The sequence below is a fragment of the Azospirillum palustre genome, assembly GCF_002573965.1.
Classification (GTDB): Bacteria; Pseudomonadota; Alphaproteobacteria; order Azospirillales; family Azospirillaceae; genus Azospirillum; species Azospirillum palustre.
In genome coordinates, this window is record NZ_PDKW01000036.1 from 307194 (window position 1) to 331178 (window position 23985).

21 protein-coding genes are annotated in these 23985 nt (G+C 69.4%); 14 read left to right on the forward strand and 7 right to left on the reverse strand.

Going from position 1 to position 23985, the window contains the following annotated elements:
• Positions 1-447: 447 nt before the first annotated feature.
• Complete coding sequence (locus CRT60_RS01685; RefSeq protein ID WP_098734707.1) at positions 448-1812, reverse strand: nucleotide sugar dehydrogenase; 1365 nt, start codon at positions 1810-1812, stop codon at positions 448-450.
• A 214-nt stretch (positions 1813-2026) separates the two neighbouring features.
• On the opposite strand from CRT60_RS01685, the gene CRT60_RS01690 reads away from it, so the two are divergent.
• Complete coding sequence (locus CRT60_RS01690) at positions 2027-2893, forward strand: hypothetical protein (protein ID WP_098734708.1); 867 nt, start codon at positions 2027-2029, stop codon at positions 2891-2893.
• A gap of 15 nt (positions 2894-2908) precedes the next feature.
• On the opposite strand, the gene ypfJ is transcribed toward CRT60_RS01690, so the two are convergent.
• On the reverse strand, positions 2909-3817 hold the full coding sequence (gene ypfJ, locus CRT60_RS01695) for a KPN_02809 family neutral zinc metallopeptidase (RefSeq protein ID WP_098734709.1): 909 nt from the start codon (positions 3815-3817) through the stop codon (positions 2909-2911).
• A 400-nt stretch (positions 3818-4217) separates the two neighbouring features.
• On the opposite strand from ypfJ, the gene CRT60_RS01700 reads away from it, so the two are divergent.
• From CRT60_RS01700 to CRT60_RS01720, 5 genes are all read left to right on the forward strand, one after another.
• On the forward strand, positions 4218-4430 hold the full coding sequence (locus tag CRT60_RS01700; RefSeq protein WP_098734710.1) for a hypothetical protein: 213 nt from the start codon (positions 4218-4220) through the stop codon (positions 4428-4430).
• Positions 4431-4485: 55 nt separating this feature from the next.
• The gene (gene infC, locus CRT60_RS01705) at positions 4486-5019 is read left to right on the forward strand and encodes a translation initiation factor IF-3 (protein WP_081506050.1); all 534 of its coding nucleotides are present in this window, start codon (positions 4486-4488) and stop codon (positions 5017-5019) included.
• 292 nt (positions 5020-5311) lie between these two features.
• Complete coding sequence (locus CRT60_RS01710; RefSeq protein ID WP_098734711.1) at positions 5312-7000, forward strand: PAS domain-containing sensor histidine kinase; 1689 nt, start codon at positions 5312-5314, stop codon at positions 6998-7000.
• Between the two features lie 62 nt (positions 7001-7062).
• Positions 7063-8277: a D-alanyl-D-alanine carboxypeptidase family protein gene (locus tag CRT60_RS01715; protein ID WP_098734712.1), complete on the forward strand. Its 1215-nt coding sequence runs from the start codon at positions 7063-7065 to the stop codon at positions 8275-8277.
• A gap of 68 nt (positions 8278-8345) precedes the next feature.
• Positions 8346-9779, forward strand: coding sequence for a tetratricopeptide repeat protein (locus CRT60_RS01720; RefSeq protein ID WP_098734713.1), 1434 nt, complete (start codon positions 8346-8348; stop codon positions 9777-9779).
• A gap of 15 nt (positions 9780-9794) precedes the next feature.
• On the opposite strand, the gene CRT60_RS01725 is transcribed toward CRT60_RS01720, so the two are convergent.
• Positions 9795-12044 carry a hybrid sensor histidine kinase/response regulator gene (locus tag CRT60_RS01725; RefSeq protein WP_098734714.1) on the reverse strand — a complete coding sequence of 750 codons (2250 nt, stop codon included), beginning with the start codon at positions 12042-12044 and terminating at the stop codon, positions 9795-9797.
• A gap of 254 nt (positions 12045-12298) precedes the next feature.
• Entirely contained in the window at positions 12299-12745 is a 447-nt protein-coding gene (locus CRT60_RS01730) for a MerR family transcriptional regulator (RefSeq protein WP_098734764.1), read from the reverse strand.
• Between the two features lie 91 nt (positions 12746-12836).
• Between CRT60_RS01730 and CRT60_RS01735 the strand changes: the two genes are divergently transcribed.
• The 4 genes from CRT60_RS01735 to CRT60_RS01750 all read left to right on the forward strand — a co-directional run bounded on the left by CRT60_RS01735 (position 12837) and on the right by CRT60_RS01750 (position 16863).
• A complete protein-coding gene (locus CRT60_RS01735; RefSeq protein ID WP_098734715.1) occupies positions 12837-15095 on the forward strand; it encodes a heavy metal translocating P-type ATPase in 2259 nt (752 codons plus the stop codon).
• A 40-nt stretch (positions 15096-15135) separates the two neighbouring features.
• Positions 15136-15615 (forward strand): DUF411 domain-containing protein, encoded by a 480-nt coding sequence (locus CRT60_RS01740; RefSeq protein ID WP_098734716.1) that lies wholly within the window; start codon positions 15136-15138, stop codon positions 15613-15615.
• Positions 15616-15713: 98 nt separating this feature from the next.
• Positions 15714-15983, forward strand: a complete 270-nt coding sequence (locus CRT60_RS01745; RefSeq protein WP_098734717.1) for a metal-sensing transcriptional repressor — start codon at positions 15714-15716, stop codon at positions 15981-15983.
• 10 nt (positions 15984-15993) lie between these two features.
• Positions 15994-16863, forward strand: coding sequence for a nickel/cobalt efflux transporter (locus CRT60_RS01750; protein ID WP_098734718.1), 870 nt, complete (start codon positions 15994-15996; stop codon positions 16861-16863).
• Between the two features lie 140 nt (positions 16864-17003).
• Here CRT60_RS01750 and CRT60_RS01755 read toward each other — a convergent pair whose 3' ends face one another.
• Together CRT60_RS01755 and CRT60_RS01760 are read right to left on the reverse strand one after the other, a co-directional pair.
• Positions 17004-17546, reverse strand: a complete 543-nt coding sequence (locus CRT60_RS01755; RefSeq protein WP_098734719.1) for a D-glycero-alpha-D-manno-heptose-1,7-bisphosphate 7-phosphatase — start codon at positions 17544-17546, stop codon at positions 17004-17006.
• Positions 17547-17696: 150 nt separating this feature from the next.
• Entirely contained in the window at positions 17697-18185 is a 489-nt protein-coding gene (locus CRT60_RS01760; protein ID WP_098734720.1) for a response regulator, read from the reverse strand.
• Between the two features lie 193 nt (positions 18186-18378).
• Here CRT60_RS01760 and CRT60_RS01765 point away from each other — a divergent pair, with 193 nt between their 5' ends.
• The gene (locus CRT60_RS01765; RefSeq protein ID WP_098734721.1) at positions 18379-19581 is read left to right on the forward strand and encodes a helix-turn-helix transcriptional regulator; all 1203 of its coding nucleotides are present in this window, start codon (positions 18379-18381) and stop codon (positions 19579-19581) included.
• Positions 19582-19904: 323 nt separating this feature from the next.
• Here the strand turns inward: CRT60_RS01765 and aqpZ are convergent, their stop codons facing one another.
• Positions 19905-20645, reverse strand: coding sequence for an aquaporin Z (aqpZ, locus tag CRT60_RS01770; RefSeq protein WP_098734722.1), 741 nt, complete (start codon positions 20643-20645; stop codon positions 19905-19907).
• Positions 20646-21013: 368 nt separating this feature from the next.
• Here aqpZ and CRT60_RS01775 point away from each other — a divergent pair, with 368 nt between their 5' ends.
• The 3 genes from CRT60_RS01775 (at position 21014) to CRT60_RS01785 (ending at position 23929) form a co-directional block, all read left to right on the forward strand.
• A complete protein-coding gene (locus tag CRT60_RS01775) occupies positions 21014-22726 on the forward strand; it encodes a sensor domain-containing diguanylate cyclase (RefSeq protein ID WP_244592208.1) in 1713 nt (570 codons plus the stop codon).
• A gap of 290 nt (positions 22727-23016) precedes the next feature.
• Positions 23017-23391, forward strand: a complete 375-nt coding sequence (locus CRT60_RS01780) for a minor capsid protein (protein WP_098734723.1) — start codon at positions 23017-23019, stop codon at positions 23389-23391.
• A gap of 16 nt (positions 23392-23407) precedes the next feature.
• Positions 23408-23929 (forward strand): hypothetical protein, encoded by a 522-nt coding sequence (locus CRT60_RS01785; protein ID WP_098734724.1) that lies wholly within the window; start codon positions 23408-23410, stop codon positions 23927-23929.
• The last annotated feature ends 56 nt before the right edge of the window (positions 23930-23985 follow it).

Genomic DNA, 23985 nt, shown 5'->3' on the forward strand with positions numbered 1-23985 from the left:
CGGGCCGCCCGGCGTCTGAGGGGCTGGAAAGTGCCGACCACAGGTCGGAGCTTTCCGGCACTGGTATGAGTCCATCCCTGATGGCGGCGCTCCGTTGAACTGAGTGCCGCCATTGCGGAGAAAATTCCTATATGATGGCGTCGGACTCACCGTTGCGGAGCCGACGCCATGCCTTCCCCTCCCCCCTGTTCAGGATCGCCTGCGCCAAGGCGTGGGAGGGGACTTCACCGACCGATGGAACGCCGCCGTCCGGCCTGTTCCACAGCGTTCCATCCGGCCCCGCCGCCGACCCAGCAGCCGGTCCGCCGGATGGAACGGCAGCGTCCGGCCTGTTCCACGCTGTTCCAGCCGTCTCTCCAGCTGTCTTTCCCATCGGCCCTGGCGATGGAACGCCCCCGCCCGGCACGTTCCACGCTGTCGCAACCGCCTGCGGCTCTGCCCCGCGCTTCAGGCCTTCACGATGCGGTCGGCGAAGCCCTCGACGGCCCGCATGGCGTTGCGGGTGTCGATCACCAGCGGGCAGTGGGCGGCGAGGCCCTGCCAGTCGATGCCGTCATGGTCGGTGACGATCACTGCCGCGTCGAAGCCGGCGAGCCGCTCCGCCGTCCACTCGACGGACCGGCGGCCGGCAAGGGCGGCATGCTCGCGGGTGACCGGCAGCACGGGGATGAAGGGGTCGTGGTACTCGACCGCGGCCCCGCGCTCCAGCAGCATCTCCATCAGCCGCAGCCCCGGCGATTCCCGGCTGTCGTCGACGTTCTTCTTGTAGGCCATGCCGACCAGCAGGATGCGCGACCGGCTGAGCCCGATCCCGGCCTGCCGGTCGAGCGCCAGGGCGAGGCGGTCGACCACATGGCGCGGCATCATCGTGTTGACCTCGCCCGCCAGCTCGATGAAGCGGGTGGAGATCTGGTACTCGCGCGCCTTCCAGGTCAGGTAGAAGGGGTCGATCGGGATGCAGTGGCCGCCCAGGCCGGGGCCGGGATAGAAGGGCATGAAGCCGAAGGGCTTGGTCTTCGCCGCCTCGATCACCTCCCAGATGTCGATGCCCATCGGCTCGAAGACGATCTTCAGCTCGTTCACCAGGGCGATGTTGACCGAGCGGAAGATGTTCTCGGTCAGCTTGGTCGCCTCCGCCGCCCGCGTGCCCGACACCGGCACCACCTGCGGCACCACCTGCTCGTAGAGCGCCACCGCCAGCCGGCGCGCGCCCTCGTCGTCGCCGCCGACCACCTTGGGGATGGTGCTGGTGGTGAAGTCGATGTTGCCGGGGTCCTCGCGCTCGGGCGAGTAGGCCAGGAAGAAGTCGCGGCCGCTGGCCAGCCCGGTCTCCTCCAGGATCGGCCGCATCACCTCGTCGGTGGTGCCGGGCCAGGTGGTCGATTCCAGGATCACCAGCTGGCCGCGGCGCAGCCGGTCGCGGATCAGCCGGGTGGAGGCCTCGACGAAGCTCAGGTCCGGCTCGCGCTGCGGCGACAGCGGGGTGGGGACGCAGACGATCACGGCATCGCAGGCGGCGAATGCGTCGGCATCGGTCGTCGCCCGGAACCGGCCGGTCGCCACCGCCTCCGCGACGCGCCCGTCGGCGATCTGCCGGATGTAGGAGCGTCCGCCGTTCAGCGCCGCCGCCTTGGCCGGGTCGATGTCGAAGCCGGTGACCGTGAAGCCGGCCCCGGTCAGCGCCAGGGCCAGCGGCAGCCCGACATAGCCGAGCCCGACCACCGCCACCCGCGCGCTGCGGCCGCGATAGGCGCTTTCCAGGGACTGGATGTCGGGTGCCTGCATGTCGGGCTGGGTGTCCGCTGTGCTCATCGTGCCGTTCCGTTCGAAAGGACTGGACCGCCCGGACAGGTGTCCCGCCTGCGGTCGGCGAATGTGTGACGGGCGGGATGGCTTTGCGCAACCCCCCCTTCCGCCGGCAGGACCCGTCCATGGGAGCCTGGGGATCGGAAACCCTGGCGCCGGGACCGGGAAGGGTGCCAACTTCCCCGGACTCTCTCCGCCCACTCGCCCAGACCAACCCGCCATGACAACCCGGCACCCGCCCCGTCTTCCCCAAGAGATCGCCCCGGTGGACGACCGCCAGTCGGCGCTGACCGCCCTCCATCTGGGCGGCGACCCGGCGGCCCTCTTCGGCTATTTCATGGACCTGCGCGAGGAGAGCGACCGGGCGCTCGCCGGCCTGCCGCCGGCCGGCGGCAAGCCCTATCCCTATGGCCGCTGCGAGGAGATCACCCGCGACCTCTTCGCCCGCCTGTCGCAGCGTCTGGCCCAGCCGGCCGGGCCGGTGGAGCGCGCGCTGCGCGCCTTCGTCGAGGGGGGCGGCGTTCTGCACAGCGTCTGGGGAGTCCTGCGCGGGCAGTATTTCCAGAACGCGCTCCAGATCGGGGCGCTCTATGTCGACGTGTCGAACGACACGGTGGTGGTCACCAAGCCGAAGGTGGAGATCCTGCCCGTCGCGGAGTCCGGCCTGGTGCCGGTGCGCGACCTCGACCATTTCCGGCAGACGGCGGAGCGGTATTGGGGGGCGACGCTCTACGCCAACCATCTGGCGCCGACGCTGGCCCCGCTGCTGCCGATGCTGTCGGTCAGTCCCGGCCGGCTGGCGCCCGGCCTGCAATCGGCCTGCGACTACATGATCGCGCTGATGTGCCGCGACCGGTTCGAGCAGGCCGAACGCTGGCTGGAGACCGGCCCCGCCCCGCCGGCCGACCTTGCCGCCACCTGTCTTGCCGCCATCCCCGCCGACCTGCGCCCGCTGACCGGCCAGCCCCGGCTGGAGGCGGTCGCCGCCTGCCGCCGCGCCCGGGAAGCCGCCTGCTGGGCCGACCCCGACTGGCGCACCGCCCGTGTGCTCGACTATCTGCGGCTCATGCGCGGGCCGGGAGGTTAGGCCTCTCTCCAGCCTTCACAGCCGGTCCGTGCCGAAGGTGTCGCAGGCTTCCAGCCGGCCGCTTTCCAGGCCGGTGCGGAACCAGCGGACGCGCTGGGCGGAACTGCCATGGGTGAAGCTGTCGGGGCTGACGGTGCCGCGTGCCTGACGTTGCAGGCGGTCGTCGCCGATGGCACTGGCGGCGGTCAGCGCCTCCTCGACGTCGCCGGGCTCCAGCATCTTGCGGTCGCGGTTGGCGTGGTTGCCCCAGATGCCGGCGAAGCAGTCGGCCTGCAACTCCAGCCGCACCGACAGGGCATTGGCCTCGGCCTGGCCGCCCGCCCGCTGCTGGGCCGCCTGCACCTTGTCGGAGATGCCCAGCAGGTTCTGCACATGGTGGCCGACCTCATGGGCGATGACGTAGGCCTGGGCGAAGTCGCCCGGCGCCTGGAAGCGGTCGCGCAGCTCGCGGTAGAAGCCGAGGTCGATATAGAGCTTGCGGTCCATCGGGCAGTAGAAGGGCCCCATCGCCGCCTGGGCCCGGCCGCAGCCCGACGACACCGTGCCGGTGAACAGCACCAGCGCCGGGTCCTGGTACTGGCGCCCCATCTGCTGGAACAGGCCCTGCCAGGTGTCCTCGGTGTCGGCCAGCACGACGGAGACGAAGCGCTTCAGCTCGTCGTCGGCCTGGCTGCGCGGGGCGGCCTCGCCGATCTGGGTGCGGCCCGCCGTGGTCCGGTCGCCCTGCTCGCCGCCGCCCAGCAGCACGGTGGGATCGACCCCCAGCACCATCGAGACCAGCAGCACCACGATGACGCCGCCGACGCCCAGCCCGCCCGGGCCGATGCGGAAGCCCCCGCCTCCAAGCCCGGCCCCGCCGCCCAGGCCTCCCTGTCCGCGGCGGTCCTCGACATTCTCGCTTTCCCGTCCGCCCTGCCACCGCATCGCCACCCTCCTTCGGCCCCGCCCGTCCCGATCGTCAGGTCCGGTGGAGACGAAACCATCGAGGGCTTCCCACGTTCCCTGCGGGTCCGGCGGCAAGATGGGGAACCGGTGCGGAACGGCTTGAAAATCCCACCCCGCTCCCCATCTGGAGAAAAGCCGAAAACCGTCTGGGCAGAACCGCTCGGGCTGTGCCGTCCCCCACCTTTCCCGTTCCGACGGGAGAGAGCCTTCGTGGGGGCGCCGGCCGTTTGGAACATGCCCATACCGGGGCCTGTTTTGCTTTATCGGAGCCGCCGCGGCGCAACACCGCCGCAGGAGGCTCCTGTTCACGACGCCACACAAACAAGAGCCGGCCGGCACCGAAATCCATCGGTCCGCCCATCCGGCCTGGAGAATTTTCATGACGACCCCGATCGTTTCCGCCCTTTCGCAGACCGCCGGCCATTTTGCCGCCCCGCCCGCCTTTGCGCCGGTCCAACGGGCCTCCACCCGCCTCACCGCTGGCCAATTCGCCGCAGTTGAGAGCAAAAAGCCCGATTTTCGCTCCAGTCCCGAGCCGTCCGGCTTGACCCGGGGCGAACTGCGGCAGATTGTGCTCGACATCCTGGGCTGACCCTATCGGCCCGGGCTCGTCCCTTTCTACCTATCCACAACCACAGGAGATCACCATAGCCAAGCTCTACGACGCGGACCCCGTCCGCGAAGGCCCGCGCCTCAACCGTGAAATCACCGCCCGTATGGTCCGCCTCGTCGGCGCCGACGGCGAGATGGTCGGCGTGGTGCCGCTCCGCCAAGCGCTGGAAGCCGCCGCGGATGCCGACCTCGACCTCGTCGAAGTGGCGCCCCAGGCGGATCCGCCTGTCTGCAAGATCCTCGATTACGGCAAGTTCCGTTTCGAGGAGCAGAAGAAGGCCAACGAGGCGCGGAAGAAGCAGAAGATCATCGAGCTGAAGGAAATCAAACTTCGGCCGAACATCGACGATCACGATTATGACGTGAAGATGCGCTCCGCCATCCGCTTCATCGAGGAAGGCGACAAGGTCAAGATGACCATGCGCTTCCGCGGTCGCGAGATGGCGCACCAGGATCTCGGTCTGAACGTGCTCGTCCGCGTGCGTGACCAGCTCCAGGACATCGCCAAGGTCGAGCAGATGCCCCGGGTCGAAGGCCGCATGATGGTCATGGTGCTGGCCCCGCGCTGAGCTTGCGCCAAAGGGATCTTGCGGGGCGGTCCGCCGCCCCGCCCCTTTCTCATGCCCGCTCTTTTCTCGCGACGGTCGTTTTTCCGTCCCGACCGTAAATTCCCCCGCGAATTTCCCTATTATCGAATTTTCCCGCCCTCAAATCGCGCCGGATCAATCCCGGAATATCCCGCGTGATGCGGCGGAATAATACCCGACTATTCGCATTGGATTATTGACCCCGTCGGCATCGAACGGGAATCATCGGACTTCCCGTGTCTCACTCTCCCCCGTGTTCCGGAAAGTCTTTGTTATGAAGGACGAACGTGTCGCGCCCGCCTGGGAGCCCATCTCCGGCGAACGGCAGTTCCGGCTGCTGGTCCAGAGCGTGGTCGACTATGCGATCTTCATGCTCGATCCCACCGGCGTCGTCCGCAGCTGGAATGCTGGGGCGGCCCGGATGAAGGGCTATGCCGCCGACGAGATCATCGGCCGGCATTTCTCCAGCTTCTACACGCCGGAGGACCGCGCCGCCGACATGCCGCAGCGCGCGCTTGCCGCCGCCCTGTCGGAGGGCAGGTTCGAGGCGGAGGGCTGGCGCCTGCGCAAGGACGGCACCCGCTTCTGGGCCAGCGTCGTCATCGACCCCATCCGTGACGAGACCGGGACCTTGCGCGGCTTCGCCAAGATTACCCGCGACATCACCGAGCGCCGCAAGGCCCAGCAGGCGCTGGATGAGGCGCGCGAGGCCCTGGCCCAGGCGCAGAAGATGGAGGCGGTCGGCCAGCTGACCGGCGGTGTCGCCCACGACTTCAACAACCTGCTGCAGGCGATCGGCAGCAGCCTGGAACTGATCGACCAGCGGCTGTCGGCCGGGCGCAGCGACATCGCCCCCTTCACCGCCACCGCCCGCGCCGCGGTGGACCGGGCCGCTACCCTGACCCGGCGCCTGCTGGCCTTCGCCCGGCGCCAGCCGCTGAAGCCGGAGCGCGTCGACCTGAACGCGCTGGTGGCCGGGCTGTGGGACCTGCTGGGCCGCTCGGTGGGCGAGCACATCCGGCTGGAGCGGCGGCTGGGGGAGCCGCTGGGGGAGCCGTTGTGGCCGGTCCGTGCCGACGTGAACCAGATCGAAAGCGCCCTGCTGAACCTGGTGATCAACGCCCGCGACGCCATGCCCGACGGCGGGTGCGTGACGGTTGAAACCGCCAACGCCGCGTTCGCACCGGCCGACCTCGTCAACGATCCCGGGGTGGAGGCCGGCGACTATGCGGTGCTGACCGTGCGCGACAGCGGAACCGGCATGCCGGCGCACGTGCTGGCCCGCGTCTTCGAGCCCTTCTTCACCACCAAGCCGATCGGCCAGGGCACCGGCCTGGGGCTGAGCCAGCTCTATGGCTTCGCCCACCAGTCCGGGGGATTCGTCCGCATCGACAGCGCGGTCGGCCGCGGCACCGCGGTGCATCTCCACCTGCCGCGCGATCATGCCGCCGCCGCTTGCACCGGGCAGGCGGAGCCCGCCGCCCTGCCTGCGCTGCCGCCCGGCCGGACCGGCCGGGGCACCGTGCTGGTGGTGGAGGACGAGGAGCTGGTCCGCATGCTGCTGGTGGAGGTGCTGGAAAGCGACGGCTATACCACGCTGGAAGCCGCCGACGGCACCTCGGCGCTTGCCCAACTGACAAATGCCCAAGCGGGAACCGAAGGCGTGGCCGGGCCAAATCCACCGGTCGACCTGCTGGTGACCGATGTCGGGCTGCCCGGCCTGAACGGCCGTCAGCTGGCGGAGGTGGCGCAGGCGCACTATCCCGATCTGAAGGTCCTGTTCCTGACCGGCTATGCCTTTCAAGCCCTGGACGACAGGCGCGGCGACGGCGAGGATGGGCTTGGCCGCAACATGCGCATGCTGGCCAAGCCGGTGGCGGTCGACGCCTTCCGCGCCATGGTGCGGAAACTCCTGTCCGACGGCCTTTCCGACAGCCCTTCCAACGGCCCGGCCGGCGGATGACGCCTGCTGCCCTGCCCCATCCTGTCCCGCCTTTCCCCCGGCATCTAGGGAGACCTGAGACGATGCACCCGCTCGCCCGCGTCTCGACGCTGCTGCTCTCCCTGACCGTTCTCACGGTTCTGGTCGCGGTCCTGCTGACGCCCCTGCCGGCCTTGGCCAAGCGCTCGGCGAAGAAGACTTCCCTGCCGGTCGCCGCGGAAATCCTGATGGACGCCGGCAGCGGCACGGTCCTGCAGGGGCGCAATGCCGACACCCTGACCTATCCGGCGTCGCTGACGAAGATGATGACGCTGATGCTGACCTTCGAGGCGCTGGAGCGCGGCTCGCTGCGGCTGGACCAGAGCCTCGTGGTGTCGCAGCATGCCGCGTCGATGCCGCCGTCGCGGCTGTGGCTGGCCCCCGGCAGCACCATCACGGTGGAGCAGGCGATCCTGGCGCTGGTCACCCGCTCGGCCAACGACGTGGCAGTGGTGCTGGGCGAGGCGCTGGGCGGCAGCGAGACGGCCTTCGCCGCGAAGATGACCGCCCGTGCCCACGCGCTCGGCATGCGCCGCACGGTCTTCCGCAACGCGTCGGGCCTGCCCGACCGGTTGCAGCGGACGACGGCGCGCGACATGGCGATCCTGTCCCGTGCGCTGATCCGCGGCCACGCCCGCCATTACGCCTATTTTCAGCGCCGCAGCTTCGACTGGCAGGGCGACACGGTCTATGGCCACAACCGCCTGATGGCGCGCTATCCCGGCATGGACGGCATCAAGACCGGCTATATCGCCGCCTCCGGCTTCAACCTCGCCGCCTCGGCGGTGCGGGACGGCCGCCGCCTGATCGCGGTGGTGATGGGCGGGCACAGCGCCAACTCCCGCGACGACCGGGTGGCCGACCTGCTGGATGCCGGCTTCAAGCGCCCGACCAGCCCGGCCAGGCCGGCGCCCGTGCAGCCGGATCTGCTGATCACCAGGAACAGCGCCTCGATCGCCCAGCGCAGCACGGCGGTGAGCGTGGGCGCCCCTGCGGTGAAGCCGTCGGCTGCGAAATCCACCGGCGGTCCCTGGTCCATCCAGGTCGGCGCCTTCGCCAGCCATGCCGCCGCACAGAGTAGCGCTCGCGCCACGGCCAAGAGCTTGGGCGCCCTTGCCGCCGGCACCAGCCCTGCGGTCGTCCGCTCCGGCGGTCTCTACAAGGCCCGGCTGACCGGCTTCGCCGCGACGAAGGCCGATGCGGCCTGCACCGCCCTGAAGACGGCCGGGAAGGGCTGCTTCGCGCTTCAGGACCGGTGAGGCGCCGCGGAAGGCGTCTTTGGATTTCGTTTTGGATCGGGGGCCTGTTCTCGGCTATGTAGGGGACGATGGCCACCCTCTCCGAAGCGACTCTTCTGGCGTTTGATCTGCACGCCGCAGGACGGTTTGCCGAGGCGGAAACCCTCTATGCCCGCGTTCTGGAGGCCGAGCCGCGATATCCGGACGCGCTTCATCTGTCCGGTATCCTGCTGGGCCAGACCGGGCGGCTGGAGGAAGGGCTGGCCCGGATCGCCGAAGCCGTGGCCCGGCGGCCGGACTCGGCGGAGTATCTCCTCAATTACGGCAACCTGCTGCGTGCCGCCGGCCGCACCGGGGCCGCGATGGACGCCTATCGGCGGGCGCATGCCCTGGGCGCGCCGCAGGCTGCCGAGCCGCTGTCCGGCTTGCTGCTGGATCACGGCACAGGTTGCCTGGACGGCCGCGACCCGACCGCTGCCGAAGCGGCCTTCATGGAGGCGTCGCGTTTGCGTCCCGGCGATCTCCGCATCCGCACCGGGCTGGCGGATGCCCGCTTCGACCGGCAGGACTGGGAGGCCGCCCTGGCGGCTTACCGCGCTGTCCTGGCACTGTCTCCGTCCTCGCGCCTTGTCTGGTACAATTCCGGGGTCGCCGCCTGCAACGCCGGGCGGATGGCGGAGGCGGTGACCGCCTTCCGGTGTGCCGGTACCCTCGCCCCCGATCATCTGGATACGCAGGAATACCTCGTCGCGACGCTTTTCCACTGCGGGCGGATGGCGGAGGCGGCAAGCGAAGCCTGTGCGATCCTGACGTGGAAGGCGAAAGCGGCGCGGGAGGGCCAGCAGGGCGTCGGAGCGGCACCGGTTCCCGCAGCTTCGCAGGACGGCCGGACGCGGCGGATCATCAGTTTCAGCCTGTGGGGCTCCGCATCCCTGTACACGCAGGGCGCGCTGGAGAATGTCCGGCTTGCGGCCGAGTTCTATCCGGGCTGGACCTGCCGCATCCACCATGACGAGTCCGTGCCGGCATCCGTTCTCGACGAGCTGGCCGCGGCGGGGGCGGAACTGGTCGCCATGGAAGCGGGCAGCGGACCGGTGCGAGGCCTGTTCTGGCGCTTCCTCGTCTCCGACGACCCGACGGTCAGCCATTTCCTGTGCCGCGACGCCGATTCCCGTTTGAACAGTCGGGAGCGGGCCGCGGTGGATGCCTGGCTGGCCTCCGGCCTCCCCTTCCACGTCATGCGCGATCACATCATGCACACCGAGCTGATGCTGGCCGGCATGTGGGGCGGGCGGGCCGGCATTCTGCCGCCGATGGCCTCTCTGGTGGAGGTTGCCGCCCGCGCCGAAGACGGACGCTTGGGGGACCAGCGCTTCCTCGGTCGGGTCGTCTGGCCGCTGATCGAGGGCTGCTGCCTCGTGCATGACAGCGCCCATGACGGCCATGGACTGCCCTTTCCCGATGTGCCGATCGATGCGCGCTTCCGCTTCACCCATGTGGGGGCTTGCCTGAAGGACACCTGACGCCGGTGTGCGACCTCAGCACCCGATGTCGGCACCCATGGCGGCGCGGGGGTCCCGCAGCGCCGTCATGATGTGCCCGATCAGGGCCGATGGCGGGATGGGCTTGGACAGGATGCGGATGCCGGGCTCACGCCCCAGATCCTGCAGCACCGCCTTCTCGGCATAGCCGGTGACGATCAGGACCGGCAGGCCGGGGCGGCGGCGGCGGACGAGGCGGGTCAGGTCGGCGCCGGTCATGCCGGGCATGGCGAAGTCGGTGACCAGCACGCCGATGCCCTCGTCCGCCTCCAGCAGGGCCAGGGCCTCCTCGCCGCCGGCGGCCTCCGACACCATGAGGCCGGCCTCGTCCAGCACCGCCGCATTCGCCATGCGGACCAGGGCGTCGTCCTCGACCAGCAGGATGCGCAGAGCGGCGGACGGCGCAGGCAGGGGGTCGGTTCCGGTCGAGACCGCCGGGCCGCCGGGCGTGTCCGCCCTGCTTCCCAACCTGATTTCCGGCGGGTTTTCCGCCGGGGCGTGGGGCAGGTACAGCGTCACCGCGGTGCCCAGGCCGGGATGGCTTTCCAGCCGGATGCCGCCACCGGACTGGGCGGTCAGGCCATGCACCATGCTCAGCCCCAGCCCGCTGCCCTGCCCGACCGGCTTGGTGGTGAAGAAGGGGTCGCAGGCCCGCGCCAGCACGTGCGCCGGCATGCCGGCCCCGCTGTCGCGCACGGTCACGGCGACATAGCCGCCGGGCGCCAGGGCCGGGGAAATGCCTTCCCCCACCGTTCCCACCGGCAGGCTGGTGACGGCGATGGTCAGGGTGCCGCCGTCCGGCATGGCGTCGCGGGCGTTGATGGCGAGGTTCAGCAGGGCGATGTCGAACTGGTGGGGATCGACCAGCGCCGGCGGCACATCGGCGTCGCGGTCGATGCGGATGCGGATGGCGCCGCCCAGCGTGCGCTCCAGCAGCGTCGCCATCCCCGCCACCTGGGCGCCGAGATCGACCGGCGCCGGGGCCAGCCGCTGGCGGCGGGCGAAGGCCAGCAGATGCTGGGTCAGGGTGGCGCCGCGGTCGACCGCCTGGCTCGCGACCTCCAGGGCCCGGCGGCTCTCCGCCCCGCGCAGTTCGCCGCCCGCCTCCAGCATGTGCAGGCTGGAGCGTACCGCCTGAAGCAGATTGTTGAAGTCGTGGGCGACGCCGCCGGTCAGCTGGCCCAGCGCCTCCATCTTCTGCAATTGGCGGACATGCTCCTCCGCCTCGTCGCGGGCCTCCACCGCCTGCCGCCGCTCGCCGAGCGCCCGGTTGGCGGTCTCGTAGGCCAGGAACTGGCGGGCCATCGCCCACAGCATCAGGGCGAGCGCCACCGCGCTGACCAGCCCGGCGGCGGCGATGACGACCGCCTGGCTCTCCCAGCGCGCCAGAATCTTCCCGCGCGTCCGGCTGACCGCGACGACCAGCGGGTAGTTGCGCAGATGCTGGACCGACAGGATGCGGTCCTCGCCGTCGATCGAACTTTTCAGGGTGGTCGCGGCGATGCCGGACTGGGAGAGCTGACTGTCGATGATCGGGTCGGCGGCGACGATCCCGATCCTGTCCGGCGTCGGCGGGAAGCGCGCCAGCAGCATGCCGTCGCGCCACCACAGGCTGAAGCCGCTGCCCGGCGTCACATGGAGGCTGCGGTAGAACTGCTCGAAATAGGACAGGCGGATGACCCCGACGACCAGCCCGGCCAGCCTGCCGTCCGGGTCGTTCACGCGCCGCGCGATGTAGAGCGTCCAGTCCCGGGTGACCAGGCTCTGCGTCGGCCGGCTGAGATAGGCGCGTCCCGGATCGGCATCCTTGAGCGCCAGATAATAGTCGCGCTGGGACAGGTCGAGCACCGGGGCCGGGAACTGGCGGGTGAAATTGACCAGGGTGCCGTCGGCGGCGATCAGGCTCAGCGCCTCCATCTGCGGCAGGCTGGATGCCTTGGCCTTCAGGATTTCGTAGACCTGCCGGTCCGTCCGCAGCCGGCTGAAGGCTTCGGGGCTGCGCCGGTTCTCAAGCGGGATCTGCTCGGCGATCCCGCTGACGGTCAGGTCGATCCCTTCGATGGTGCGCGCCGTCTGCTCGGCCAGCGAGGCGTTGAGCGTGCGCAGGCCCAGCATCGCCTCGGTCACCGTTTCGTCGTGCAGTCGGTCCAGGACCATCGCGGTGCCGCCGCACAGCACCGCGAGCAGGCCGATGCCGAGCGCCCCGATACGCTGGAGCGGGCGGTTTTCCTTCAAAAGCCGCAGCATGAGGCCCGCTTCCGGTCCGCCTTTGCCGCCGCTCCCCCACTCATGTCCGAGCCTGCTCCCTTTATCGTCGCCATGGCGATCCGATCCTCCTGCAGGCCACCTCGTGGCGCCTGCCGGAGTTACGGAAGGTTTCGACACTGCATGAGCTTGACTATAAACCCCGTGGCCCGCCGGGCAACCGCTTCCAGGTCATAGGGCGTGCCCGCCCGCTGCGGCGCTTCGTCCCGGCCAGGTTTTCAGCGCAAGCCAGGGCTTCAGTGCCGGTCGTGCAGGCAGTGGGCGTGGTCGGCCAGCACCTCGATCACGTGGCAACTGCGCACCTGATCCTGGGCGCAGCCCTCCACCATCCGCCGCACCTCGTCGCGCAGGGCTTCCAGCCGGGCGATCCGGGACTCGATCTCGGCCAGATGGGTGCGGGCCAGCAGGTCGGCTTCCCGGCAGGGCTGGCCCGGATCGTCGGCCATGGCCAGCAGCTGGCGGATCGCCTCCACCTCGAACCCCAGCTCGCGGGCATGGCGGATGAAGCGCAGGCGGCGGACCGACCCGCCGTCGTAGGTGCGCCGGTTGCTGTCGGTGCGCGGTGCCTCCGGCAGCAGGCCGATGCTCTCGTAATAGCGGATGGTCGGGATCTTCACGCCGGTCTGCTTGGCGAGCGCCCCGATGGTCAGGGGGGATGGCGGGGTGGCGGGCAGGCTGGACATGGTCGGCATTTCCCTCTTGATCCTCCAGTCACTGGAGGATCTAGGCTTTGGAAGAGCTGCCGGCAACGGCCATGATCGAGGAGCTTCTTCCATGCACGGACCGATTTCCGACTCCCTTTCCGATCCTCTGGCCGGCACCGCCCTGCGCACCAGCCGCTACCGGGTTTCCGGCATGGATTGCGGCTCCTGCGCCGCCAAGATCGAGACGGCGCTGCGCCGGGTGCCGGGGATCCATAAGGTGCGGGTGTCGGTGCCCGCCGGGACGGTGACCGTCTCGCACGAGAGCATGCTGGGCGCCGATGCGGTGGTGCGTCCGCTGACGGCGCTTGGTTACGGCGCCACCCCCGCCGATGCGGTGGCGGAGGCCGGACCGTCAAGCTGCGGCGGGGGCTGCTGCGGGGCCGAGGCCCAGCCACATTCCCACAGCCACTCCCATGAGCATTCCCAAGACCATTCCCATGGGCACTCCCATGGCCACGACGATGCGTCCGAAGCCCCCTGGTGGCGGGGCCGCAAGGCTCGGCTGACCCTGGCGGCCGGTGCGGCCCTGGCCGCCGCGACGGCGCTGGGACTGCTGGTGCCGGCGGCGGAGCCCTGGGCCTTCCCTCTGGCGCTGCTGGTCGGGCTGGTTCCGGTGGCCCGCCGCGCCCTGGCGGCGGCACGGGCCGGCACCCCCTTCTCCATCGAGATGCTGATGACGGTCGCCGCCATCGGCGCGCTTTTGATCGGCGCGGTGGAGGAGGCGGCGACGGTCCTTGTCCTTTTTCTGGTCGGCGAACTGCTGGAGGGGGTGGCGGCCGGCCGGGCGCGCGCCGGCATCCGCGGCCTGACCGCGCTGGTCCCCGACACGGCGCTGCTGGAACAGGACGGCGGTGCCCCGCACTCCGTTCCCGCCGCCGGGCTGGCCGTGGGCTCCGTCATTCTGGTACGGCCGGGCGACCGGGTGGCGGCCGATGGCATTGTGTTGTCCGGCCGCAGCGCGGTCGACGAGTCCCCTGTCACCGGCGAAAGCGTGCCGAAGCCGAAGGCCGAAGGCGACGAGGTCTTCGCCGGCACCATCAACGCCGACGGTGCCCTGCGCGTTTGCGTCACCGCGGCGGCGCGCGACAACACCATCGCCCGCATCGTCCGGCTGGTGGAGGAGGCGCAGGCGAGCAAGGCCCCGACCGAGCGGCTGATCGACCGCTTCGCCCGCTTCTACACGCCGGGCATCGTCGGGGTGGCGGCCCTGGTCGCCGTGGTGCCGCCGCTGCTTTCCGGCGGCGACTGGACGGAGTGGATCTACCGCGCCCTGGCGGTGTTGCTGATCGGCTGCCCCTGCGCGCTGGTGATCTCCACCCCGGCGGCCATCGCCGCCGGCCTGTCGAACGGCGCGCGGCGCGGACTGCTGCTGAAGGGCGGCGCCGTGCTGGAGGCGCTGGGCGGCATCACCACCGTCGCCTTCGACAAGACCGGCACCCTGACGGAGGGCAAGCCCCGCGTCACCGACCTGATCCCCTTGCTGGGCAGCGAGGCGGAGCTGCTGGCCGATGCCGCGGCGCTGGAGGCCGGATCGAGTCATCCGCTGGCCCGCGCCATCCTGGCCGCAGCGGCTGAACGCGGCATCGCTCCGCCGGCGGCCGACGAGGCCACCGCCCTTCCCGGCGCCGGGCTGACCGGCAAGGTGGACGGCCGTCTGCTGGCCCTGCTGTCGCCCCAGGCCGCGGCATCGTCGCTGAGTGCGGCACAGGCGGATCGGGCCGCCGCCTTCGCCGAGGCGGGCAAGACGGTCTCGGTCCTGCTGGTCGACGGCATCCCCGCCGGACTGATCGCCATGCGCGACGAGCCGCGCCCCGATGCCCGCAGCGGGATCGAAGCACTGGAGCGCGCCGGCATCCGCTCGCTGATGGTGACCGGCGACAATGCCCGCACCGCAGGGGCGGTCGCCGGGATGCTGGGGATGGCGGCGCATGCCGAACTGCTGCCGGACGACAAGCTGCGCATCGTCCGCGATCTCCAGGCCCGGGGGCAGCGGGTGGCGAAGGTCGGCGACGGCATCAACGACGCCCCGGCGCTCGCCGCCGCCGATGTCGGCATCGCGATGGGCGGCGGCACCGACGTGGCGCTGGAGACGGCCGATGCCGCTATCCTGCACGGCCGGGTCGGCGACGTGGCGGCGCTGGTGGCGCTGTCGCGCCGCACCATGGCCAACATACGTCAAAACATCGCACTGGCTCTGGGCTTGAAGGCGGTCTTCCTGCTTACCACCGTGCTTGGTGTCACCGGGCTGTGGCCCGCGATCCTGGCGGACACCGGCGCCACCGTGCTGGTCACGGCCAACGCCCTGCGCCTTCTGTCCATCCGCCCGTGAGCGTTCTGGGCAAGGCATTGATTATCTTAGGAGAAGTTCTATGAACATGACACGGCGGACGATGATGCAGGGGGCGGCGCTTGCCGTCCTGGCGCTCGGCCTCGGGTCCGTGGGGCTGCCGGGCATGGTCCGCGCCGCCGTCCCAACCGGCAACGCGGCGGTGGAGGTCTGGAAGGCGGCGAGCTGCGAATGCTGCGAAGGCTGGGTGCGGCACATGCGCGCGGCCGGCTTCGACGTCACTGTCCACACCGTCGACGATGTGACGCCGATGAAGCGGATGGCCGGCGTGCCGGACGATCTCGCCTCCTGCCACACGGCGCGGGTCGGCGGCTATGTGCTGGAAGGCCATGTGCCGGCCGAGGATGTGACGCGGCTGCTGGCCGAACGGCCGCAGGCCCGTGGGCTGGCGGTCCCCGGTATGCCGCAGGACGCCCCCGGCATGGATATGGCCAGCGGCCAGCCCTATCAGGTCATGCTGTTCGGCGCCGCCGGCGGCCCGCAGGTCTTCGCCCGCCACTGATCGCCTTGCCGCATCCGGGGTGGCGGCCCCAAGCGCCATCCCGGACGGGGAAGACCTTGCTTTTGACTCTATCCCCTCCAGGGGGATAGGATCAGGGCATGAGCAAGCACCATTCCCATCCCGACATCGTCAAGCGCCTGAAGCGCGCCGACGGTCACCTGCGCGGCATCATCGAGATGATCGAGGCCGAACGCCCCTGCCTGGACATCGCGCAGCAGCTCCACGCGGTGGAAAGCGCCGTGCGCGAGGCCAAGAAGCTGCTGATCCACGACCATCTCGACCATTGCCTGGACGCCGCGGTCGATGCCGGACCGGAGGAGTCCCGCCGCTCCGTCGCCGAGTTCAAGGCGATCACCAAATACCTCTAAGGGGGCTGGAATGCCGGATTTCGCCGCCCTGTTGCAGCAGGGAGCCGGGCAGGCCTGGCTGTTCGTTCCGAGCGCCATCCTGCTGGGCGCCCTGCATGGGCTGGAGCCCGGCCATTCGAAGACCATGATGGCCGCTTTCATCGTCGCCATCCGCGGCACGGTGTTGCAGGCGGTCCTGCTGGGGCTGGCGGCGACGGTTTCGCACACGCTGGTGGTGTGGGTGGTGGCGCTCGTCGGCCTGCGGCTGGGCCAGGGGTGGGACGCCGCGACGACCGAACCCTATTTCCAGGTCGCCTCGGCGGTGCTGATCGTCGGGGTGGCGCTGTGGATGATGGCAAGGACATGGCGGGAGCAGCACTCCCATCACCATCATGACGGCCATCACCACGATCATGAGCACGGCCATGATTGCGGCCATCGCCATGCTCACCACCATCATGACGACGAGCCGGAGGATGCGCACGCGCAGGCGCATGCCGAGGAAATCCGCCGCCGCTTTGACGGGCGGCCGGTCACCACCGGCCAGATCGTCCTGTTCGGCCTGACCGGCGGCCTGATCCCCTGCCCCGCCGCTATCACCGTCCTGCTGCTGTGCCTGCAGTTGAAGGAGGTCGCTCTGGGCGGCGTTCTGGTGCTGTGCTTCAGCATCGGGCTGGCGCTGACCCTGATGTCGGCCGGCGTGATCGCGGCGGTGGGGATGCGCCATGCCGAGCGCCGCTGGTCCGGCGCCTTCGGCCGCATCGCCCGCCAAGCCCCCTATGTCTCCGGTGCTTTGATCCTGGCGGTCGGGCTTTACGTCGGTCTGCACGGGCTGTCGGGGTTGGGATACCATCTCGCCGGCTCGCCCTCCCTTTCCTCCGCCGTTCAGCGGGCGGGATAGGCCGGACAGATCATGCTCCCGGCGGCAAAGAGATGGGCGCGCACGATCAAGCGCGACGTGCCGGCGGTCTATCTGGCGGCGGGCGTCCCGCTGTGGCTGGCGCCGTCGTTCGAAGGCTGGATGGTCTAGCCGTTACGCTCTCACGCCATCCTCGCCAGGATCCCGGCCACGACGGCGTCGAGGTCGCCGCCGCGGTAGAGCGTCCCCTCGATGCCCGCCCGCTGTGCCGCCTGCACGTCGGTGTCGCGGTCGCCGATCAGGAAGCTGCCCTTCGGCTCCACCGGCCATTCGGCCATCGCCTGCAGCAGCATCCCCGGCTCCGGCTTGCGGCAGGTGCAGTCGGTGCGGTAGGGCGGTTCGCCATGATCGGGGTGGTGCGGGCAGTGATAGAAGGCGTCGACATGAGCGCCGACGGCGCGCAACTCCTGCTGCATCCAGCGATGCAGGGTGCGCACATGCTCCTCGCTGTACAGGCCACGGGCGACCCCGCCCTGGTTGGTGACGACGAAGACCAGGAAGCCGGCGTCGTTCAGCCGCTTCACCGCCTCCCTGGCTCCCGGCATCCAGGTGATCTGGTCGGGACGATGGGCGAAGCCGATGTCTTCGTTCAGCACACCGTCGCGGTCGAAGAAGGCGGCCTTGCGGCGGTCGGCATTCCGGGCTTTGGGGAACGTGTCGGGCATGATGGCGGCGGGACTCTAAGGGTCGGTCGGGTTGAGAAGCCGCTTGGGTAGTCTTGTTGTCAACCCGGATACCGCTTTCTCCAAATCAAACGATCTCAAAATAAAATGGCATGTCTTCATGAAAATATATGATGAGATCATACCATTACCTCACCCCCGTTCGATCCGGCGAACGCAGCCGAGCAGCAATTCCTCCAGATTGAGCGGCGGTATGTCGATGTGGATGGCTTCGAAGCCGCGGTTCCGCGCCCGGACCATCAGGTCGTGATTGGTCGCGGCGATGGACAGCAGGACAGGGCGGGCGGCACTGCGGATCGCGGTCAGACGGTCGAAGCCGGATGGCCACGGCCCTCCGGCTTCCCGGTGCTCCGGTCCGGTCTCCCCCAGTACGATCAGGTCGGGACCGATGGCGCCGAACAAGGCGGCAGGAGACCGCGCCAGCAGAGCCAGCCCTTCCTCCATCGTGCCGCCCGCCACCACCCCCCAGCCCAGCGTCTCCAGGTAAAGCCGCAGCCCCTCGCGCAGCAACGGATTGCGGTCGGCGACCAGGGCCCAGCGCATCCGGCCTCCGGTCGCCCATTGCTGCGGCGATGGGCCGGCATGATCCATTCGGCCGTCATCGATCATGGACGCGGTCATGGGGGCGTGCTCCGGTTCGAAGGCTCCTGTCTGCGGCAGGGATTCTGTCCGGTGACTTTTGAGGAAAATTCCGGGGATCGCATCCTTCACATGACGGACGAGACGTTCGAACGATGGTCATATGCAACCGATGGCGCTTGAGTGCGAACCGTTGCTTACGGGAAATTGATCTGAAACGGAGGATTTCCCTATAGTGGGCGGCGCTGACCAGCTGATCGAGGACATCTACGACGCCGTGACCTTCCCGGAGCGCTGGGGAGGGGTTTTGGAGCGGCTCTGCGCCTTGACCGATGCGACGCACGGCTTTCTGTTCACCGCCGCCCCCCGCCATGACAGCCTGACCGCCGCGTTGTGGGCCCGCCACAACATCACGGACAGGCAACTGGCCGACTACACCACACATTTCCGCCATCGCGATGTCTGGACGAACGCCGCGGCGGCGCGCGGCCTGCTGAACCGCTGCGTCGTCCGCCGCGGCGAGGAACTGGTGCCGGATGCGGTTCTGTGGCGCTCGGCCTTCTTCAACGAGCTACTGCGGGATCACGGCATGGGCCGGCTGTGCGCACTCACCCTGTCCGACGGCGGCGAGCTTTCATCGGTGCAGCCGGTGCTGAGCCTTCATCGGCCCGTCGATGCCCTCCCCTTTTCCGACGAGACGGTCCGTCTTCTCCAGGACTGCGCCCCCCATCTCCAGCGGGCGATGCGGCTGCGCGTCCGGTTGCTGGCAGACCGGGACGGCCGGGAGGAAGCCCGCTGGAGCGGCCGCGCCATCGACCGGCTGCCGATGGGTGTCGTCCTGCTCGACACCGCCGGGCGGATCGCCGGCCTGAACCGGGCCGGGCAGGCGATGATCGATGGGCGGGACGGCCTGCGGCTTGTGCAGGGGCGGTTGCAGGCCGAACAGGGGGGCGAGGCGCGCCGGCTTGCCCATCTGCTCGAGGCTGCGGTGTCGTCGGGCGGAAAGGGGACTTCGGCGCGCCGGGGGGAGGCGGCCGACCTTCGGGTGTCGCGTCCCTCCGGCCGGGCGCCCTATCTGCTGAGCGTTCTGCCGCTGCCGCCCGAGACGGCAGGACCGTTCGACGATGCGGACGGCGGGGGCAGTGGCGGTGGCGGTGCGCGCATCGGGGCGATGGTCTACATCGTCGATCCGGCCGCAATGGCGCCGGGGTTGGGAAGGCGGCTGGGCGCCCTGTTCGGCCTGACGGCGGTGGAAGCCGGCCTCGTCGCCGACCTGCTGGCCGACCTGACCCCGGCCGAGGTCGGCGAGCGCCGCGGCGTGGCGATCAGCACGGTGCGCAGCCAGCTGCGCAGCGTCTTCGCCAAGACCGGAACCACCCGCCAGAGCGAGCTGATGAATCTGGTGAGCCGCTGCCTGATGCTGCCGGAAGGGCCGTGATTACCGCAGCCGTGATTGCCGGGGCCGTGACGGTCAAGGCAGCGCGGACATCACCAGGAGGCCGAGATAGATGCCGATGAACAGGCCCAGCACGATGCCGTAATCGGCCTCCGTCATCGGGTTGGAATCGGGGTCGAACTGCCGCATGAATACGCCTTCTGCGCCGTTGGTCCTGCCTGAATAACAGTGGACGGCGGCGAGGCGTTGCGACATCGGCGTGGTATAGGGGGCGTGCCACGGGAGGCGGGCCATTCCGGGACCGGATCCCTGCGAACCGGTCCCATCGGCGGTAAGGGCGGCGATAAGGGCGTCTTGCGCCCGCTTCAGGTGGAGCTTTCCGCCTGCCCGGTGATGGCGGGCTTCGCCGGCATCTCCTCGGCAAGGGCGCGGTAGGCCAGCCCGCCTGCAAGGCCGCCGGCCAGCGGGGCGAGCCAGAACAGCCAGAGCTGCTGAAGCGCCCACCCGCCGACAACCAGGGCCGGACCGGTGCTGCGTGCCGGGTTCACCGAGGTGTTGGTGACCGGGATGCCGATCAGGTGGATCAGCACGAGCGCCATGCCGATGGCCAGCGGCGCGAAGCCGGCCGGTGCCCGCCGGTCGGTGGAGCCCAGGATCACCAGCACGAAGAAGAAGGTCAGCACCAGTTCGATCGCCAGGGCCGAGGTGATGCTGTACTGGCCGGGCGAATGCGCCTCGTACCCGTTGGCGGCGAGGCCGTTGACGGCCAGGCTGTAATCGGCCTTCCCGGTGGCGATGACATAGAGGACCAGGGCCGCCGCGAAGGCGCCGACCAGCTGGGCCAGCACATAGGGCAGGATGTCCTTGGCCGGGAACCGCCCGCCGGCCCACAGCCCGACCGTGACCGCCGGGTTCAGGTGGCAGCCGGAGATGTGGCCGATGGAATAGGCCATGGTCAGGACGGTGAGGCCGAAGGCGAGCGACACCCCGAGCAATCCGATCCCGACCTGCGGAAAGGCGGCGGCGAGGACGGCACTGCCGCAGCCGCCGAAGACCAGCCAAAATGTCCCGAGAAACTCAGCGGAGCTGCGCCTAATCATACTCATGCCAACCTCCCACTGCTGCCAGGGTTGCCGAAGGCCGGCGGATGCCGGTGCGCAGACGAGGATAAATCCACTCCCGCGGGAGTGAGTTCACGCGTTCGGGCAGGGCGATGTGGCAGAAGAACAGGGTGGGTGGACCAACCGGATCGCGATATCGCCCACAGGGTCCGGCGTCCTGCCGAACCTTCGTCCCGTGGAACCCTTGAATGGACGGGGTTAAGTCTCCTTGCCGGAATGCAAGCCGGCCCTTTCCCCCACCCTGCGACAACGCTTTGTTTAAGCTTGATTCCCTATATTATTGATTGCCAGGATATGCAGCATGTTCTCTGGCCGTTCGACCGATCCTGGACGATCGATGGGGGGAGTCCGCAATGGCGGAGCAGGGTGAGCGCGACATGGACGGCGGGGCGTCCGCCGATCCCAGGCCGGGCGCTTTCCCCCTGTGGCCGGGCGACGGCAGCGTGTGCGGCATGGATGGAGCCGGCGTGCTGGACGCGCTGTTCTCCACCAACGCCGCTCCCATCCTGCTGATCGATCCCGGACGCGACGGCGCCATCGTCGATGCCAACCCGCGGGCCGCCGTCTTTTACGGCCACAGCCTGGATCGGCTGCGCAGCCTTCATGTCTGGGACATCAACCAGCTCGGGAGGGCGATCCTGCCGGCGATGCGCGAGATCGCGTCCTGGGAGGGCGGCCATTACCCGCAGCGTTTCCACCATCGGCTGGCCGACGGGTCGGTGCGCGATGTGCAGGTCTATGCCGGCCCCATCCATCTCGGCGGGCGCAAGCTTCTGCTGTGCATCATCCACGACATCACCGCCGTGATCGAGGCCGAGCAGTTCAATCGCCTGCTGCTGGAGAACGTGCAGGTCGGGGTGTGCGGCATCGACCGCTCGGGCGCCGTCACCTTTGTCAATCCCACCGCCATCCGCTCCTTCGGCTTCCGTCATGAAAGCGAGCTGATTCGCAGCCATATCGGACGCTTCCTGTTTCGTGACTCCTTCCGCGGCGGCCCCGATGAAGGTGGCCCGGATCAAGGTGGCAGATCCCATCCGGTGTTCCGGGTTGCGGAGGCCGGAGAGCCGGTGCGCGACATCGAGACGGTGCTGTACCGCGGCGACGGCACGTCCTTTCCCGTACGCCTGACCGCCAGCCCGATCCGCAACAATGACGGGATCGTCGGCGTGGTCATCAGCTTCTTCGACCTGACGGAGGAGCGCGAACGGGAAGCCCAGGCGAGCGATCTCGCCAATGCCCTTCCCGGCGCGGTGTTCCAGGCCGAACTCCATCCCGGCGGAGGCTTGCGCGCGACCTATTTCAGCACCGCCGCAGCCTCCCTGTTCGGCGTGCGGCCGGATGCCGACCTGACTGCTGCGCGGACTCTGGCGCCTGTGATGACGCTGAAGGGGTGGGCGCGGGTCCGGCGCGGCCTGCGGCAGGCCGGCCGCGCCGGTCGGGTCTGGGAAGGCGAGATGGAGATCGCCGGCGGACGCTGGGTGCTGGGCCGCGCCCAGCCGCGCCGCCGGAACGACGGCACCCTGCTGTTCAACGGCGTGCTGCTGGACATCACCGACCGCAAGGGCCTGGAGGCGGAACTGCAACAGGCGGCGATGCACGATCCGCTGACCGGGGTGTGGAACCGCCGGCGGTTCCAGCAGGCGGTGGGTGAGGCCGCGGCCAGGCTCGAGCGGTACGGGCGCCCCTATATCCTGGCGTTGATGGACATCGACCATTTCAAGCGCTTCAACGACACGCATGGGCATCAGGCGGGTGACGATGCCCTGCGCGTGGTCGCCGCCACCTTGTCGGACCGGCTGCGCCGCTCGGATGCATTGGCGCGCTGGGGGGGCGAGGAATTCGCCCTGCTGCTGACCGAGACCGACCTGCCCATCGCCCTGGGCGTTCTCGACGCTCTGCGGCAGAGGGTGAGCGCGCAACGGATGGCGTGCGGCGGGGCGGTCACCATCAGCATCGGCGTGGGCCAGGCCACGGCCGGCGAGGATATCGACAGCCTGCTCCAGCGCGTCGATGCCGCGCTGTACAAGGCGAAAGCCACCGGCAGGAACCGCGTCGAACAAGCCTGAGCGGCAGGATCGGGATCGGTCTGTCCAGCCGGGGCATGCCGTGGAGCGGACGGACCGGGCTTCGCTGACCGTTCGAGGGACAAAGCCATCTGTGGCCTCGGCCACGTCCCGAATTTCGGGTCAACCCCTTGTTCCTGAATGCTTTTCCAAAAAGATGTAGCGCCTGCCCGTGCGGTAAGATAATCATCCGCTTAAAGGAATTATATCCTTTTAACGGATGAAGGTTCAATGGGACGAATGTCCTCCCGCCATTCGCCTCCCCTTGACCGTCTTATCGGAGTCCCGAGGCCATGCTGCTGCACGCATTGCTCAAACACGTCGAAGCCGAAGGGCTGGGAACCGAAGGAGGGACCCTGTTCCTGGGCCGGGCGCCGCAGGACACCGCCGCGGGATCGGTCTTCCTGCCGCGGGGCGGAACCCGCCGCGATTATGCGCAAGGGCTTCGCCGGCTTTCCTTCCAGGTCCGCACCCACGATCCCGACTATCTCGCCGGGGAGGCCCGTGCCCTGGCGATCGCCGACGCCCTGACCCTGCGGGCGGCTCCGGCCGGGGGCTGTTTCGTCATCTCGTGCCTGCCCCAGCACGAGCCGCTGATGCCCCACGACGAGACGGCAAGCACCTTCACCTTCATCGTCAACTATCGCGCCGACTGGCGTGTCGCCTGATTAGGAGACTATACCCATGGCCATCACCACCGAAGACATCGCCCTCGGCATCTGCGACGTCGCCTTCGACGGCATCGATCTCGGCTCGACCAAGGGCGGCGTCGAAGTGACCGTCAAGACCACGAACTATCAGGTAAAGGCCGACCAGATGGGCGAGACCCCGATCAAGGACGTCATCACCGGCACCGAGGTGTCGGTCAAGGTGCCGATGCTGGAAACCAACCTGACCAAGCTGCTGGCGGTGATGCCGCAGGCGGTCGGCGTCGGCGCGGCCGGTGCCGAGGTCGGGGTCGAGATCCGCTCCGGCGTCAACATCGACCTGCTGGCCATCGCCGCCCCGCTGAAGCTGCACCCCACCGCCCTGCCCGCCTCCACCACCAAGGACGATTTCATCGCCTTCAAGGCAGCACCACTGCCCAACTTCACCTTCAAGTACGAGAACGGCGGCGAGCGCGTCTACGAGGTCACCTTCAGCTGCTATCCGGACGGCACCGCCGGCAACCGCATCGCCGCCTTCGGCGCCCCCGTCGCCGCCTGACCGCGATGGTCAACGGCCGCGGGGGCTTTCGCCCCTGCGGCCGCCCTCGCGGGCCT

Coding starts and splice junctions, on each gene's coding strand:
- CRT60_RS01685 (WP_098734707.1), bottom strand. CDS start 1,812: ATGAGCACAGCGGACACCCAGCCCGACATGCAGGCACCCGACATCCAG.
- CRT60_RS01690 (WP_098734708.1), top strand. CDS start 2,027: ATGACAACCCGGCACCCGCCCCGTCTTCCCCAAGAGATCGCCCCGGTG.
- ypfJ (WP_098734709.1), bottom strand. CDS start 3,817: ATGCGGTGGCAGGGCGGACGGGAAAGCGAGAATGTCGAGGACCGCCGC.
- CRT60_RS01700 (WP_098734710.1), top strand. CDS start 4,218: ATGACGACCCCGATCGTTTCCGCCCTTTCGCAGACCGCCGGCCATTTT.
- CRT60_RS01710 (WP_098734711.1), top strand. CDS start 5,312: ATGAAGGACGAACGTGTCGCGCCCGCCTGGGAGCCCATCTCCGGCGAA.
- CRT60_RS01715 (WP_098734712.1), top strand. CDS start 7,063: ATGCACCCGCTCGCCCGCGTCTCGACGCTGCTGCTCTCCCTGACCGTT.
- CRT60_RS01720 (WP_098734713.1), top strand. CDS start 8,346: ATGGCCACCCTCTCCGAAGCGACTCTTCTGGCGTTTGATCTGCACGCC.
- CRT60_RS01725 (WP_098734714.1), bottom strand. CDS start 12,044: ATGCTGCGGCTTTTGAAGGAAAACCGCCCGCTCCAGCGTATCGGGGCG.
- CRT60_RS01730 (WP_098734764.1), bottom strand. CDS start 12,745: ATGTCCAGCCTGCCCGCCACCCCGCCATCCCCCCTGACCATCGGGGCG.
- CRT60_RS01735 (WP_098734715.1), top strand. CDS start 12,837: ATGCACGGACCGATTTCCGACTCCCTTTCCGATCCTCTGGCCGGCACC.
- CRT60_RS01740 (WP_098734716.1), top strand. CDS start 15,136: ATGAACATGACACGGCGGACGATGATGCAGGGGGCGGCGCTTGCCGTC.
- CRT60_RS01745 (WP_098734717.1), top strand. CDS start 15,714: ATGAGCAAGCACCATTCCCATCCCGACATCGTCAAGCGCCTGAAGCGC.
- CRT60_RS01750 (WP_098734718.1), top strand. CDS start 15,994: ATGCCGGATTTCGCCGCCCTGTTGCAGCAGGGAGCCGGGCAGGCCTGG.
- CRT60_RS01755 (WP_098734719.1), bottom strand. CDS start 17,546: ATGCCCGACACGTTCCCCAAAGCCCGGAATGCCGACCGCCGCAAGGCC.
- CRT60_RS01760 (WP_098734720.1), bottom strand. CDS start 18,185: ATGACCGCGTCCATGATCGATGACGGCCGAATGGATCATGCCGGCCCA.
- aqpZ (WP_098734722.1), bottom strand. CDS start 20,645: ATGAGTATGATTAGGCGCAGCTCCGCTGAGTTTCTCGGGACATTTTGG.
- CRT60_RS01775 (WP_244592208.1), top strand. CDS start 21,014: ATGGCGGAGCAGGGTGAGCGCGACATGGACGGCGGGGCGTCCGCCGAT.
- CRT60_RS01780 (WP_098734723.1), top strand. CDS start 23,017: ATGCTGCTGCACGCATTGCTCAAACACGTCGAAGCCGAAGGGCTGGGA.
- CRT60_RS01785 (WP_098734724.1), top strand. CDS start 23,408: ATGGCCATCACCACCGAAGACATCGCCCTCGGCATCTGCGACGTCGCC.